The sequence below is a fragment of the Biostraticola tofi genome (genome assembly GCF_004343195.1).
Classification (GTDB): Bacteria; Pseudomonadota; Gammaproteobacteria; order Enterobacterales; family Enterobacteriaceae; genus Biostraticola; species Biostraticola tofi.
Genome location: NZ_SMCR01000018.1, coordinates 1 through 11,890, shown reverse-complemented (window position 1 = coordinate 11,890; position 11,890 = coordinate 1). Strand labels below are relative to the sequence as shown.

At 50.5% G+C, this 11,890-nt stretch carries 25 protein-coding genes; all 25 read right to left on the bottom strand.

Annotated features, from left to right (window positions below; translation table 11 throughout):
* Entirely contained in the window at nucleotides 1-1,332 is a 1,332-nt protein-coding gene (gene secY, locus EDC52_RS19255) for a preprotein translocase subunit SecY (protein WP_131867902.1), read from the bottom strand.
* Nucleotides 1,333-1,339: 7 nt separating this feature from the next.
* The gene (gene rplO / locus EDC52_RS19250) at nucleotides 1,340-1,774 is read right to left on the bottom strand and encodes a 50S ribosomal protein L15 (RefSeq protein WP_131867900.1); all 435 of its coding nucleotides are present in this window, start codon (nucleotides 1,772-1,774) and stop codon (nucleotides 1,340-1,342) included.
* A gap of 3 nt (nucleotides 1,775-1,777) precedes the next feature.
* Nucleotides 1,778-1,957, bottom strand: coding sequence for a 50S ribosomal protein L30 (gene rpmD / locus EDC52_RS19245; protein ID WP_011412070.1), 180 nt, complete (start codon nucleotides 1,955-1,957; stop codon nucleotides 1,778-1,780).
* Between the two features lie 6 nt (nucleotides 1,958-1,963).
* A complete protein-coding gene (rpsE, locus tag EDC52_RS19240) occupies nucleotides 1,964-2,467 on the bottom strand; it encodes a 30S ribosomal protein S5 (RefSeq protein WP_131867898.1) in 504 nt (167 codons plus the stop codon).
* Nucleotides 2,468-2,481: 14 nt separating this feature from the next.
* On the bottom strand, nucleotides 2,482-2,835 hold the full coding sequence (gene rplR, locus EDC52_RS19235; protein ID WP_131867896.1) for a 50S ribosomal protein L18: 354 nt from the start codon (nucleotides 2,833-2,835) through the stop codon (nucleotides 2,482-2,484).
* A gap of 9 nt (nucleotides 2,836-2,844) precedes the next feature.
* Nucleotides 2,845-3,378 (bottom strand): 50S ribosomal protein L6, encoded by a 534-nt coding sequence (rplF, locus tag EDC52_RS19230; RefSeq protein WP_131867894.1) that lies wholly within the window; start codon nucleotides 3,376-3,378, stop codon nucleotides 2,845-2,847.
* A 13-nt stretch (nucleotides 3,379-3,391) separates the two neighbouring features.
* Nucleotides 3,392-3,784 carry a 30S ribosomal protein S8 gene (gene rpsH / locus EDC52_RS19225; RefSeq protein ID WP_131867892.1) on the bottom strand — a complete coding sequence of 131 codons (393 nt, stop codon included), beginning with the start codon at nucleotides 3,782-3,784 and terminating at the stop codon, nucleotides 3,392-3,394.
* Nucleotides 3,785-3,817: 33 nt separating this feature from the next.
* The gene (rpsN, locus tag EDC52_RS19220) at nucleotides 3,818-4,123 is read right to left on the bottom strand and encodes a 30S ribosomal protein S14 (protein ID WP_025243885.1); all 306 of its coding nucleotides are present in this window, start codon (nucleotides 4,121-4,123) and stop codon (nucleotides 3,818-3,820) included.
* A 13-nt stretch (nucleotides 4,124-4,136) separates the two neighbouring features.
* A complete protein-coding gene (gene rplE, locus EDC52_RS19215) occupies nucleotides 4,137-4,676 on the bottom strand; it encodes a 50S ribosomal protein L5 (RefSeq protein ID WP_131867890.1) in 540 nt (179 codons plus the stop codon).
* A 13-nt stretch (nucleotides 4,677-4,689) separates the two neighbouring features.
* Nucleotides 4,690-5,004 (bottom strand): 50S ribosomal protein L24, encoded by a 315-nt coding sequence (rplX, locus tag EDC52_RS19210; protein ID WP_131867888.1) that lies wholly within the window; start codon nucleotides 5,002-5,004, stop codon nucleotides 4,690-4,692.
* 10 nt (nucleotides 5,005-5,014) lie between these two features.
* Nucleotides 5,015-5,386: a 50S ribosomal protein L14 gene (rplN, locus tag EDC52_RS19205; protein WP_131867886.1), complete on the bottom strand. Its 372-nt coding sequence runs from the start codon at nucleotides 5,384-5,386 to the stop codon at nucleotides 5,015-5,017.
* Between the two features lie 166 nt (nucleotides 5,387-5,552).
* Nucleotides 5,553-5,807, bottom strand: a complete 255-nt coding sequence (gene rpsQ / locus EDC52_RS19200) for a 30S ribosomal protein S17 (protein ID WP_131867884.1) — start codon at nucleotides 5,805-5,807, stop codon at nucleotides 5,553-5,555.
* A complete protein-coding gene (gene rpmC / locus EDC52_RS19195; RefSeq protein WP_131867882.1) occupies nucleotides 5,807-5,998 on the bottom strand; it encodes a 50S ribosomal protein L29 in 192 nt (63 codons plus the stop codon). Before rpmC ends, rpsQ begins: the two co-directional genes overlap by 1 nt.
* Complete coding sequence (rplP, locus tag EDC52_RS19190; protein WP_025243890.1) at nucleotides 5,998-6,408, bottom strand: 50S ribosomal protein L16; 411 nt, start codon at nucleotides 6,406-6,408, stop codon at nucleotides 5,998-6,000. The genes rpmC and rplP overlap by 1 nt, the downstream gene beginning before the upstream one ends.
* A 12-nt stretch (nucleotides 6,409-6,420) precedes the next feature.
* Complete coding sequence (rpsC, locus tag EDC52_RS19185; RefSeq protein WP_131867880.1) at nucleotides 6,421-7,122, bottom strand: 30S ribosomal protein S3; 702 nt, start codon at nucleotides 7,120-7,122, stop codon at nucleotides 6,421-6,423.
* A 17-nt stretch (nucleotides 7,123-7,139) separates the two neighbouring features.
* Nucleotides 7,140-7,472: a 50S ribosomal protein L22 gene (rplV, locus tag EDC52_RS19180; protein WP_131867878.1), complete on the bottom strand. Its 333-nt coding sequence runs from the start codon at nucleotides 7,470-7,472 to the stop codon at nucleotides 7,140-7,142.
* Between the two features lie 14 nt (nucleotides 7,473-7,486).
* Nucleotides 7,487-7,765 (bottom strand): 30S ribosomal protein S19, encoded by a 279-nt coding sequence (rpsS, locus tag EDC52_RS19175; protein ID WP_011412084.1) that lies wholly within the window; start codon nucleotides 7,763-7,765, stop codon nucleotides 7,487-7,489.
* Between the two features lie 17 nt (nucleotides 7,766-7,782).
* Nucleotides 7,783-8,604 carry a 50S ribosomal protein L2 gene (rplB, locus tag EDC52_RS19170; protein ID WP_131867876.1) on the bottom strand — a complete coding sequence of 274 codons (822 nt, stop codon included), beginning with the start codon at nucleotides 8,602-8,604 and terminating at the stop codon, nucleotides 7,783-7,785.
* Nucleotides 8,605-8,622: 18 nt separating this feature from the next.
* Nucleotides 8,623-8,925 carry a 50S ribosomal protein L23 gene (gene rplW, locus EDC52_RS19165; protein ID WP_131867874.1) on the bottom strand — a complete coding sequence of 101 codons (303 nt, stop codon included), beginning with the start codon at nucleotides 8,923-8,925 and terminating at the stop codon, nucleotides 8,623-8,625.
* Nucleotides 8,922-9,527, bottom strand: a complete 606-nt coding sequence (gene rplD, locus EDC52_RS19160) for a 50S ribosomal protein L4 (RefSeq protein WP_131867872.1) — start codon at nucleotides 9,525-9,527, stop codon at nucleotides 8,922-8,924. The genes rplW and rplD overlap by 4 nt, the downstream gene beginning before the upstream one ends.
* 16 nt (nucleotides 9,528-9,543) lie before the next feature.
* Nucleotides 9,544-10,173, bottom strand: a complete 630-nt coding sequence (rplC, locus tag EDC52_RS19155) for a 50S ribosomal protein L3 (RefSeq protein WP_131867870.1) — start codon at nucleotides 10,171-10,173, stop codon at nucleotides 9,544-9,546.
* 31 nt (nucleotides 10,174-10,204) lie between these two features.
* Entirely contained in the window at nucleotides 10,205-10,516 is a 312-nt protein-coding gene (gene rpsJ, locus EDC52_RS19150) for a 30S ribosomal protein S10 (RefSeq protein ID WP_009639175.1), read from the bottom strand.
* Between the two features lie 365 nt (nucleotides 10,517-10,881).
* Nucleotides 10,882-11,361, bottom strand: a complete 480-nt coding sequence (gene bfr / locus EDC52_RS19145; RefSeq protein ID WP_131867868.1) for a bacterioferritin — start codon at nucleotides 11,359-11,361, stop codon at nucleotides 10,882-10,884.
* Nucleotides 11,362-11,444: 83 nt separating this feature from the next.
* Complete coding sequence (gene bfd / locus EDC52_RS19140) at nucleotides 11,445-11,639, bottom strand: bacterioferritin-associated ferredoxin (protein WP_131867866.1); 195 nt, start codon at nucleotides 11,637-11,639, stop codon at nucleotides 11,445-11,447.
* A gap of 157 nt (nucleotides 11,640-11,796) precedes the next feature.
* Nucleotides 11,797-11,890 (bottom strand): EF-Tu C-terminal domain-related protein (locus tag EDC52_RS19135; protein ID WP_131867864.1); only part of this gene is annotated, 94 nt, incomplete at its 5' end.

Sequence of the window (11,890 nt, the reverse complement as noted above, 5' to 3'; positions counted from 1 at the left end):
TTAGCGGTTATAGCCTTTCAGGTTTGCTTTCTTCAATGCTGACTCGTATTGACTCGACATCATCAGAGTCTGCACTTGAGCCATAAAGTCCATGATGACCACAACAACGATCAGTAATGAGGTGCCCCCAAAGTAGAAGGGAACTTTCATTGCGTCACGCATGAACTCCGGGATAAGGCAGATAAATGTAATGTACATCGCACCAACCAGAGTCAGACGCGTCATTACTTTATCGATGTATTTCGCCGTTTGCTCTCCCGGACGAATGCCTGGTACAAATGCACCGGACTTCTTCAGGTTATCCGCTGTTTCGCGAGGGTTGAAAACCAACGCCGTGTAAAAGAAACAGAAGAATATGATTGCAGACGCATAGAGTAACACATAAAGCGGTTGTCCGGGCTGCAAATACAGCGAAATCGCTGTTAACCAACCCCATCCGGTACCGCCGCCGAACCAGGATGCAATCGTGGCCGGAAACAAAATGATACTGGAGGCAAAAATAGCCGGGATAACGCCGGCCATATTTACTTTCAACGGCAAATGCGTGCTCTGTGCAGCATAAACACGACGCCCTTGCTGGCGCTTCGCATAGTTAACGACGATACGGCGTTGACCACGCTCGACAAAAACAACAAAAAACGTCACTGCAAATACCAGAACCGCAACCAATAGCAACAGGAGGAAGTGCAGGTCGCCTTGACGAGCTTGCTCTATGGTATGGGCTATAGCCGGCGGCAGCCCTGCTACGATACCGGCAAAGATAATGATTGAGATACCGTTGCCGATACCTCGTTCAGTTATCTGTTCACCCAGCCACATCAGAAACATTGTTCCCGAGACCAGGCTCACAACTGCGGTAAAGTAAAACGCAAAGCCTGGATTTAACACCAGACCCTGCATTCCAGGCATATTCGGTAAACCGGTAGCAATACCGATTGACTGGAATATACCTAATACCAACGTGCCCCAGCGAGTGTACTGGCTGATTTTACGCCTGCCAGCCTCACCCTCTTTCTTAATCTCCGCCAGTGCCGGATGTACGACAGTCAGCAGCTGTATGATGATCGACGCCGAAATATACGGCATGATCCCAAGTGCGAAGATAGAAGCACGGCTAAGCGCACCACCAGAGAACATGTTGAACATTTCAATGATGGTGCCTCTTTGCTGTTCGAGCAATTTCGCAAGTACAGTGGCATCGATACCAGGAATCGGAATAAAAGAGCCGATGCGGAAGACAATCAGCGCACCGATTACAAACAAAAGTCTGCGTTTCAGCTCACCGAGTCCACCTTTAGCACTCTGAAAGTCTAATCCTGGTTGTTTGGCCATCTGCTACTTATTCCTCAATTTTACCGCCAGCAGCTTCGATTGCAGCACGCGCGCCTTTAGTGGCACGCAGACCGCGCAGGGTAACTGCACGAGTGACTTCGCCCGAAAGGATGACTTTCGCGAACTCAATCTGGATGCCAACAACGTTAGCGGCTTTCAGTACGTTCAGATCGATAACATCAGCTTCAATGTGCGTCAGATCGGACAAGCGAACTTCCGCAGTGACCATTGCTTTACGCGAAGTGAAACCGAACTTCGGCAGACGACGATACAATGGCATCTGGCCGCCTTCGAAACCACGACGTACGCCACCGCCAGAACGTGAGTTCTGACCTTTGTGACCACGACCTGCGGTTTTACCCAGACCTGAACCGATACCACGGCCTTTGCGCTTAGGCGCTTGTCTGGATCCCTCAGCCGGTGACAGAGTATTTAAACGCATATCTTACTCCTCAACCTTGACCATGTAGGAAACCAAATTGACCATACCGCGTACTGCAGGGGTGTCTTCCCGCTCTACGGTGTGACCAATGCGACGCAGGCCCAAGCCAACCAAAGTTGCCTTGTGTTTCGGCAGACGACCGATGGAACTGCGAGTCTGTGTGATTTTAATAGTCTGTGCCATGGTCAATTACCCCAGAATTTCTTCAACGGATTTACCACGCTTGGCAGCGACCATTTCAGGGGACTTCATATTAGCAAGCGCATCAATGGTGGCACGAACCACGTTGATCGGGTTGGTGGAACCATATGTTTTTGCTAATACGTTGTGAACCCCTGCGACTTCCAGGACGGCGCGCATTGCACCACCGGCAATAATACCGGTACCTTCGGAAGCCGGCTGCATGAATACACGAGAACCCGTGTGAGCACCTTTTACAGGATGCTGCAGGGTGCCGCTATTCAGCGCGACATTCATCATGTTGCGACGGGCTTTCTCCATCGCTTTCTGGATCGCTGCCGGAACTTCGCGTGCTTTGCCGTAGCCAAAACCAACGCGACCGTTACCATCACCAACGACTGTCAGTGCGGTAAAGCTGAATATACGGCCACCTTTTACGGTTTTAGATACGCGATTTACCGCGATCAGCTTTTCCTGCAGTTCACCAGCTTGTTTCTCAGTGTGTTGAGACATCTTACACCCCTACCTTAGAACTGAAGGCCAGCTTCACGGGCAGCATCTGCCAGTGCCTGGACTCGACCATGATATTGGAACCCGGAACGGTCAAAAGCGACGATCTTGATGCCTTTTTCCAGAGCGCGCTCAGCGATAGTTTTACCTACGGCAATAGCGGCGTCTTTGTTTCCGGTACCCTTTAATTGCTCCGAAATAGCTTTTTCTACTGTAGAAGCGGCTACCAGGACTTCAGAACCGTTAGGTGCGATAACCTGCGCGTAAATATGTCGCGGAGTGCGATGCACCACCAGGCGGGTTGCGCCCAGTTCTTGGAGCTTGCGGCGTGCGCGGGTCGCACGACGGATACGAGCTGATTTCTTATCCATAGTGTTACCTTACTTCTTCTTAGCCTCTTTGGTACGCACGACTTCGTCGGCGTAACGGACACCTTTGCCTTTGTAAGGCTCAGGGCGACGGTAGGCACGTAAATCAGCAGCAACCTGGCCAACAGCCTGCTTATCAGCGCCTTTCAGCACGATTTCAGTTTGGCTTGGACATTCTGCAGTGATTCCTGCCGGCAGTTCATGGTCAACGGGGTGTGAAAAGCCCAGAGACAAATTCACGGAGTTGCCTTTAACTGCAGCGCGATAACCTACGCCTACCAGCTGTAGCTTTTTAGTGAAGCCGTCAGTAACACCAATAACCATTGCGTTCGCCAGGGCACGAGTGGTGCCTGCCAGAGCCCAGCCATTTGCAAAACCTTCGCGCGGTGCGAATGTCAAATGACCGTCTGCTTGTTGAACGTCAACAGCATCGTGGATAGTACGAGTCAGCTCGCCGTTTTTACCTTTAATCGAAATAACCTGACCGTTGAGTTTTACCTCTACGCCGGCAGGAATGACGACGGGTGCTTTAGCAACACGAGACATTCTTTCCTCCCAATTAAGCTACGTAGCAGATAATCTCGCCACCAAGACCTGCTTGGCGAGCTGCACGATCAGTCATAACACCTTTAGAGGTAGAAATAACTGCGATACCCATGCCGGCCATAACTTTCGGTAACGCATCTTTTTTCTTATAGATACGCAGACCAGGGCGGCTGATACGCTGAATAGTTTCTACGACCGGCTTACCCTGGAAGTACTTCAGTACCAGTTCCAGAGTAGGCTTGGTGTCGCCTTCAATTTTGTAGTCTTCAATAAAGCCTTCTTCTTTCAGCAAATTGGCGATTGCCACTTTAAGCTTGGAGGAAGGCATGGAGACCGCTGTTTTGTTCGCGGTTTGACCGTTACGGATACGGGTCAGCATATCCGCGATCGGATCTTGCATGCTCATCTGTCTTTACTCCCGTGATTCAATTGGTGACAATTACCAGCTAGCCTTTCTCAGACCCGGGATTTCACCGCGCATAGCGGCTTCACGGACCTTGATACGGCTCAACCCGAATTTCCGCAGGAAAGCGTGCGGACGACCAGTTTGGCGGCAGCGGTTACGCTGACGAGACGGGCTGGAATCACGCGGCAGAGTCTGCAGCTTGAGAACCGCATCCCAACGCTCTTCATCAGAAGCATTCACGTCGGAGATGATGGTTTTAAGTTCAGCGCGTTTTGCGAAGAATTTATCAGCTAATTTCACACGCTTAACTTCACGTGCTTTCATGGATTGCTTAGCCATTAGTAACCCTACCTTACTTGCGGAATGGGAAGTTAAAGGCGGCCAACAGTGCCCGACCTTCATCATCGGATTTCGCAGTAGTGGTTATGGTAATATCCATGCCACGAACGCGATCGACTTTGTCGTAGTCGATTTCCGGGAAGATGATCTGTTCACGCACGCCCATGCTGTAGTTGCCACGGCCATCGAATGACTTGGAGGACAGGCCCCGGAAGTCACGGATACGCGGTACAGCAATGGAAATCAGTCGCTCAAAGAACTCCCACATGCGTTCGCCACGCAGGGTTACTTTACAGCCGATCGGATAGCCCTGACGGATTTTGAAGCCAGCAACAGATTTGCGTGCTTTGGTGATAAGCGGCTTTTGGCCTGAAATCTTCGCTAAGTCAGCTGATGCGTTATCCAGCAGTTTCTTATCGGCAATAGCTTCACCCACACCCATATTCAAGGTGATCTTCTCGACCCGAGGGACTTGCATGACAGAATGGTAGTCGAACTCTTTCATGAGTTGAGCGACCACTTCGTCTTTGTAGTAATCATGCAGTTTCGCCATCGTACTACTCCAGTTACTTGATTGTTTCGCCGTTAGATTTGAAGATACGCACTTTCTTGCCATCTTCGATCTTAAAGCCCACACGGTCCGCCTTGCTGGACGCACCATTGAAGATTGCAACGTTGGAAAGCTGAATTGCCGCTTCCTTTTCAACGATGCCACCCGGCTGGTTCATGGCCGGTACTGGTTTTTGGTGTTTCTTGACCAGATTGATACCTTCAACAATGACCTTGCCAGTAGACAGGACATTTTTAACTTTACCGCGCTTACCTTTATCTTTGCCGGTAAGCACAATAACTTCGTCATCACGACGGATTTTCGCTGCCATGATTCGCTCCTTAAAGTACTTCAGGTGCCAGGGAAATAATCTTCATGAACTTTTCGGTACGCAGTTCACGAGTCACCGGCCCAAAAATACGGGTACCGATAGGCTGCTCGCTATTGTTATTCAACAAAACACAAGCATTGCCATCGAAGCGAACGACAGAACCGTCAGGGCGACGAACACCCTTTTTGGTGCGCACCACTACCGCCTTCAGGACATCACCCTTTTTAACTTTACCGCGAGGAATTGCTTCCTTGATGGTAATTTTAATGATGTCACCGATGCCTGCGTAGCGACGGTGCGAGCCACCTAGAACCTTGATACACATTACGCGACGTGCACCGGAGTTGTCGGCCACGGTCAGCATAGTCTGTTCTTGGATCATGTTAGTGCTCCGCTAATGTCAACTACAACTTAGGACCCGATTAGGTCGTTAAGAAAAACCCCATAATACAGGGCGCAGCATTATAACACCGCTCCTGACGTATGGGTAGAAAAAATACACGGCTCGTGCTTTGAGCCGTGTATTAGTTTAAAGCGCGCTTACTGTATTACAGAATCGCTTTCTCTACAACGCGAACAAGCGTCCAGGACTTAGTCTTGGAGATTGGACGACATTCGCTGATTTCAACGATGTCACCAATGCCGCTTTCATTGCTCTCATCATGTACGTGCAATTTGGTCGTGCGTCTGATGAATTTGCCGTAAATCGGGTGCTTCACAAAACGTTCGATAGCAACGACAATGGATTTCTCCATTTTGTCGCTGACAACGCGACCTTGCAGAGTACGGATATTGTCACTCATTACGCACCCGCCTTCTCAGTCAATAACGTCTTAACGCGCGCAACATTGCGGCGCACTTGCTTCAACAGGTGAGTTTGTTGCAGCTGGCCACTTGCTGATTGCATGCGCAGGTTGAATTGCTCACGCAGCAGGTTCAACAATTCTGTGTTCAGCTCTTCAGCGCTTTTTTCGCGCAGCTCTTGTGCTTTCATTACATCACCGTCTTAGTTACAAAGGTGGTTTTAATCGGCAGTTTCGCTGCTGCCAGCTTGAAGGCTTCGCGGGCCAGCTCTTCCGGTACACCGTCCATTTCATACAGGACTTTACCCGGTTGAATCAAGGCAACCCAATACTCTACGTTACCTTTACCTTTACCCATACGAACTTCCAGCGGCTTCTCGGTAATCGGTTTGTCCGGGAAAATACGGATCCAGATTTTACCTTGACGCTTAACTGCACGTGTCATAGCACGACGTGCTGCTTCGATTTGACGAGCGGTCAGACGACCACGGCCAACAGCTTTCAGACCGAAAGTACCGAAGCTAACATCCGTGCCCGCTGCCAGGCCACGGTTGCGGCCCTTGTGCATCTTACGGAATTTTGTACGCTTTGGTTGTAACATCAGCGACTCTCCTTACTTGCGGCCTTTACGCTGCTGCTTTTTAGGTTGAGCAGCCGGTTTTTCCGGTTGTTCAACGGCAGCCATACCACCCAGAATCTCACCTTTGAAGATCCACACTTTAACGCCGATGACACCATAAGTGGTGTGCGCTTCGGAGGTGTTGTAGTCGATATCCGCACGCAGTGTATGCAACGGAACGCGACCTTCGCGGTACCATTCGGTACGTGCGATTTCAGCGCCACCCAGGCGGCCGCTGACTTCAACTTTAATACCCTTAGCGCCAAGACGCATGGCGTTCTGTACAGCACGCTTCATCGCACGACGGAACATGACACGACGTTCCAGCTGCGAAGAAATGCTGTCAGCTACCAATTTCGCGTCCAGTTCCGGTTTACGGACTTCGGCAATATTGATTTGCGCCGGTACGCCAGCGATGTCCGCTACGACCTTACGCAATTTTTCGACATCTTCGCCTTTCTTACCGATAACGATACCTGGACGAGCAGTGTGGATAGTCACACGGATGCTCTTGGCCGGGCGTTCGATAACGATACGAGAAACCGAAGCTTTCGACAGTTCCTTAGTCAGGAATTGACGAACTTTAAAGTCGCTGTCCAGGTTGTCAGCGAATTCTTTAGTATTTGCATACCAGGTAGAATTCCAGGGTTTGACAATACCCAGGCGAATACCATTAGGATGTACTTTCTGACCCATTGCTAGTCTCCAGAGTCTCAGCGATCGGACACAACCACAGTAATGTGGCTGGTGCGCTTCAGGATGCGATCTGCACGACCCTTGGCACGAGGCATAATGCGCTTCATGCTGGGACCGGCGTCCACGAATATTTTCGAGACTTTCAGATCATCGATATCTGCGCCATCGTTGTGTTCAGCGTTAGCAATGGCAGACTCCAGTACTTTCTTGACCAGACCAGCAGCTTTCTTGTTGGTGTAGGTCAGAACTTCCAGAGCTTGCGACACTTTCTTACCGCGGATAAGGTCAGCCACCAGGCGAACCTTCTGAGCAGAAGAACGAGCGTGGCGATGTTGAGCTATAGTTTCCATCTCTTCCTCCTACCTTAGCGCTTTTTAGCCTTTTTATCGGCCGCATGGCCGCGATAAGTACGCGTCGGCGCGAATTCACCCAGTTTGTGACCGACCATTTCATCGGCTACAAAGACTGGTACGTGCTGACGACCATTATGGACAGCGATGGTCAAACCGATCATTGTTGGAAAGATCGTTGAACGACGGGACCAAGTGCGAATAGGCTTCTTGTCACCGCTTTCCACCGCTTTCTCTACCTTCTTCAGCAAGTGCAGGTCAATAAATGGACCTTTCTTGAGAGAACGTGGCATGGTTTATCCTCTAATAATTATTTACTACGGCGACGTACGATGAATTTATCAGTACGCTTATTGCTACGGGTCTTCTTACCTTTGGTCTGTACGCCCCACGGACTTACCGGGTGCTTACCAAAGTTACGACCTTCACCACCACCGTGTGGATGGTCAACCGGGTTCATCGCCGTACCGCGAACGGTAGGACGGATGCCACGCCAGCGGCTGGCGCCAGCTTTACCCAGTACACGCAACATGTGTTCGGCATTACCTACTTCGCCCAGAGTCGCGCGGCAGTCGGTCTGTACTTTACGCATTTCGCCAGAGCGAAGACGCAGAGTGACATAAGAACCGTCACGAGCAACAATCTGAACATAAGCACCGGCTGAACGCGCCAGCTGACCGCCTTTACCTGGTTTCAATTCCACGTTATGAACGGTGGAACCAACCGGGATATTGCGCATCGGCAGGGCATTACCGGCCTTGATTGCCGCATCGACGCCAGATTGAATCTGGTCACCGGCTTTCAGGCCTTTCGGGGCCAGGATATAACGACGCTCGCCGTCTTTGTATAACACCAGAGCGATGTTAGCAGAACGGTTCGGATCATATTCCAGACGTTCAACAACAGCCGGGATACCATCTTTGTCACGTTTAAAGTCAACCAGACGATAATGCTGCTTATGGCCACCACCAATATGACGCGTAGTGATACGGCCATTATTGTTACGACCACCAGACTTGCTGAGTTTTTCCAGCAACGGGGCGTAAGGCTTGCCCTTGTGCAGCTCTGGGTTGACCACTTTAACTACGTGGCGACGACCCGGAGATGTCGGTTTACATTTAACAATTGCCATTGTTCTTACTCCTCCGACTTACTCAGCGCCGCCAATGAAGTCCATATTCTGGCCTTCTTTCAGGGTGACGTAAGCTTTTTTCCAGTCGCTACGACGACCGATACGCTGTCCATGACGCTTAACTTTCCCTTTAACGACCAGGGTGTTAACTTCATTGACTTCGACTTCAAACAGTTTTTGCACAGCGGCTTTAATTTCTGCTTTAGTCGCGTCTTTAGCAACTTTGAGTACGATGGTGTTTGATTTTTCCATCGCTGCAGACGCTTTCTCAGAAACGTGCGGCGCGCGCAATACTTTCAGCAGACGTTCTTCACGAATCATGCCAGCATCTCCTCAACTTGCTTCACAGCTTCAGCCGTCATAACGACTTTGTCGAAGGCGATCAAGCTAACCGGATCGATACCTGCAGCGTCACGTACGTCTACTTTGTAGAGGTTACGTGCAGCCAGGAACAGATTTTCATCCAGTTCGCCGGTAATGATCAGCACATCTTCCAGAGCCATGTCTTTCAGTTTCTGCGCCAGCAACTTGGTTTTCGGTGCATCAACAGAGAACTGCTCGACAACGATCAGACGATCCTGACGTACCAGTTCAGACAGGATGCTTTTCAGCGCCCCGCGGTACATCTTTTTGTTTACCTTCTGGCTGTGGTCTTGCGGCTTAGCTGCAAAAGTCACGCCACCAGAACGCCAGATCGGGCTTTTTACTGTACCGGAACGTGCACGGCCGGTACCCTTCTGACGCCACGGTTTTTTACCGGAACCAGTTACTTCGGCACGGGTCTTCTGAGCACGAGTACCTTGACGGGCACCTGCTGCATAAGCAACAACAACCTGGTGTACCAGCGCTTCGTTGAAGTCACGGCCGAAGGTAGTTTCGGAAACAGTCAGCGCGCTTTGCGCGTCTTTCAATACCAATTCCATTCCTATCTCCTCGACGTTACGCCTTGACAGCCGGTTTAACGATCAGGTCGCCACCGGTAGCTCCCGGAACGGCGCCTTTGACCAGCAGCAGGTTGCGCTCAACGTCAACACGTACTACGTCCAGGCTTTGAACGGTTACACGTTCGTTACCCATTTGGCCTGCCATTTTCTTGCCCTTGAATACTTTGCCCGGAGTCTGGTTCTGACCGATAGAACCCGGTACGCGGTGGGACAAGGAGTTACCATGGGTAGCATCCTGAGTACGGAAGTTCCAGCGCTTTACAGTGCCTGCAAATCCTTTACCTTTAGAAGTACCGGTAACGTCAACTTTTTTAACTTCTGCAAACAGTTCAACACTGATGCTCTGACCTGCAGTAATTTCTTCGCCGTCTTCGACGCGGAATTCCCACAGACCACGACCAGCTTCAACGCCTGCTTTGGCGAAGTGACCGGCTGCCGCTTTCGTTACACGGTTGGCTTTTTTGGTGCCAGTGGTAACTTGGATAGCGCGGTATCCGTCGTTTTCCAGGTCTTTAACCTGGGTAACGCGGTTAGCTTCGATTTCAATAACGGTTACTGGGATAGAAACGCCATCTTCAGTGAAGATGCGAGTCATGCCCACTTTACGACCGACTAAACCCTTCATTGTTCAACCTCTCAATCGTTCGATGACCTGATTAACCCAGGCTGATCTGCACGTCAACGCCAGCAGCCAGATCCAGACGCATCAGAGCATCAACGGTTTTTTCGGTTGGCTCAACGATGTCAACCAGACGCTTATGAGTGCGGATTTCATACTGATCGCGCGCATCTTTGTTGACGTGCGGAGAGATCAGAATGGTAAAGCGCTCTTTGCGAGTCGGCAGCGGGATCGGACCACGTACCTGAGCACCGGTACGCTTAGCAGTCTCGACGATTTCCGCGGTTGATTGATCGATCAAACGATGATCAAACGCTTTCAAACGGATACGGATTCTTTGGTTCTGCATGAGACCAGAGCTCCAATTATTTATAAACGTAGAAAATTACTCCTCACACCCATTTCGATTGATGGGGGAGTGTAATCGTTCAGTATTATCCCCATATCGGGGATGTTGTGTGCTGGCTTACCACTTGCGTGGCCAGCGCGGACTCAGGGAGTCGGCTTAGCTCTTTATATGAGATAAGCCCGCGCATTATACGTGAGTGTGCTCAGGAAGCAAGCAGCATCAGCGCATAATTGCAAAAGGGTCGCCTGGAGGGGAAACTGGACCGCTTATCCCCAGATCAAACCCTGCCCGCTGGGCATTTTCCAGCCTGTTCCCCAGCGAGGCGCCTGTTGACCGGCACCTGCGGGGACGTCTTGTTCTTTTTTTTACTGGGCCGCATCTTTCAGTTGTGACTGGAGATAATTCTGCACGCCGATGCGCTTGATAAGATCGAGTTCGGTTTCCAGGAAATCAATATGGCTTTCTTCATCCGCCAGAATCTCAATCATCAGGTCGCGGGACACATAGTCCCTGACTGAATCAGCGTAGGCGATACCTTCACGCAAATCCTGTGCGCCCTGCAGCTCGAGGTTCAAATCCGAGCGCAGCATTTCTTCGACGTCCTCGCCGATGTTCAGCCGGCCGAGGTCCTGCAGGTTGGGCAGCCCTTCAAGGAACAGAATCCGTTCAATGTAACGGTCGGCATGTTTCATTTCATCGATGGATTCATGATACTCGACATCATTGAGACGCATCAGGCCCCAGTTCTTGAACATACGCGCATGCAGGAAGTATTGATTGATGGCTACCAGTTCGTTACCCAGCAGCTTGTTGAGATGAACAATTATTTGGGGATCGCCTTTCATGATTAACTCCTCCGTTACGGTAATGAACAGAGTATAACCAAGACGATCAAAATCAAAGGTAATGCCTTACAAAATTTAGGTCTTTATGCGATCTCTTCGTACAACGGAACTCTATTTAATTCATCTTCAAGAATTTCACGCGCGACCCGAATACATTTACCGCATTTGTTTCCTACCGGCACCAGGCATTTCAATTCCCGAATACTCTGCGGTTGAAAACGCTGGACGGTACTGCGGATGGTTTTATCGCTGACCGCATTGCATAGACACACGTACATGTAAAATACCTACTGGCTCAATTCTGCACACAATGTAAATGAGAACGCGTGTCATTTCAATAGGGGAAGTGTAATTATTTCGAGTTGCGGCAATGGTTCCGCGCTGGTAAAAAAAAGGGCGCCCGCAGGCGCCCCTTTCTACTTTAGGCACGAGGCCTTAAGCGATAACTTTCGCTACCACGCCGGCGCCGACAGTACGGCCACCTTCACGGATGGCGAAACGCAGGCCGTCATCCATGGCGATCGGGGCA

Coding starts and splice junctions, on each gene's coding strand:
- rpsE (WP_131867898.1), bottom strand. CDS start 2,467: ATGTCTCAACACACTGAGAAACAAGCTGGTGAACTGCAGGAAAAGCTG.
- rplP (WP_025243890.1), bottom strand. CDS start 6,408: ATGTTACAACCAAAGCGTACAAAATTCCGTAAGATGCACAAGGGCCGC.
- rplB (WP_131867876.1), bottom strand. CDS start 8,604: ATGGCAATTGTTAAATGTAAACCGACATCTCCGGGTCGTCGCCACGTA.
- rplF (WP_131867894.1), bottom strand. CDS start 3,378: ATGTCTCGTGTTGCTAAAGCACCCGTCGTCATTCCTGCCGGCGTAGAG.
- rpsS (WP_011412084.1), bottom strand. CDS start 7,765: ATGCCACGTTCTCTCAAGAAAGGTCCATTTATTGACCTGCACTTGCTG.
- bfd (WP_131867866.1), bottom strand. CDS start 11,639: ATGTACGTGTGTCTATGCAATGCGGTCAGCGATAAAACCATCCGCAGT.
- bfr (WP_131867868.1), bottom strand. CDS start 11,361: ATGAAAGGCGATCCCCAAATAATTGTTCATCTCAACAAGCTGCTGGGT.
- rplR (WP_131867896.1), bottom strand. CDS start 2,835: ATGGATAAGAAATCAGCTCGTATCCGTCGTGCGACCCGCGCACGCCGC.
- rpsN (WP_025243885.1), bottom strand. CDS start 4,123: ATGGCTAAGCAATCCATGAAAGCACGTGAAGTTAAGCGTGTGAAATTA.
- rplV (WP_131867878.1), bottom strand. CDS start 7,472: ATGGAAACTATAGCTCAACATCGCCACGCTCGTTCTTCTGCTCAGAAG.
- rpsJ (WP_009639175.1), bottom strand. CDS start 10,516: ATGCAGAACCAAAGAATCCGTATCCGTTTGAAAGCGTTTGATCATCGT.
- rpmC (WP_131867882.1), bottom strand. CDS start 5,998: ATGAAAGCACAAGAGCTGCGCGAAAAAAGCGCTGAAGAGCTGAACACA.
- rplO (WP_131867900.1), bottom strand. CDS start 1,774: ATGCGTTTAAATACTCTGTCACCGGCTGAGGGATCCAGACAAGCGCCT.
- rpsC (WP_131867880.1), bottom strand. CDS start 7,122: ATGGGTCAGAAAGTACATCCTAATGGTATTCGCCTGGGTATTGTCAAA.
- rplD (WP_131867872.1), bottom strand. CDS start 9,527: ATGGAATTGGTATTGAAAGACGCGCAAAGCGCGCTGACTGTTTCCGAA.
- rpsQ (WP_131867884.1), bottom strand. CDS start 5,807: ATGAGTGACAATATCCGTACTCTGCAAGGTCGCGTTGTCAGCGACAAA.
- rpsH (WP_131867892.1), bottom strand. CDS start 3,784: ATGAGCATGCAAGATCCGATCGCGGATATGCTGACCCGTATCCGTAAC.
- rpmD (WP_011412070.1), bottom strand. CDS start 1,957: ATGGCACAGACTATTAAAATCACACAGACTCGCAGTTCCATCGGTCGT.
- rplE (WP_131867890.1), bottom strand. CDS start 4,676: ATGGCGAAACTGCATGATTACTACAAAGACGAAGTGGTCGCTCAACTC.
- rplN (WP_131867886.1), bottom strand. CDS start 5,386: ATGATCCAAGAACAGACTATGCTGACCGTGGCCGACAACTCCGGTGCA.
- rplW (WP_131867874.1), bottom strand. CDS start 8,925: ATGATTCGTGAAGAACGTCTGCTGAAAGTATTGCGCGCGCCGCACGTT.
- rplX (WP_131867888.1), bottom strand. CDS start 5,004: ATGGCAGCGAAAATCCGTCGTGATGACGAAGTTATTGTGCTTACCGGC.
- rplC (WP_131867870.1), bottom strand. CDS start 10,173: ATGAAGGGTTTAGTCGGTCGTAAAGTGGGCATGACTCGCATCTTCACT.
- secY (WP_131867902.1), bottom strand. CDS start 1,332: ATGGCCAAACAACCAGGATTAGACTTTCAGAGTGCTAAAGGTGGACTC.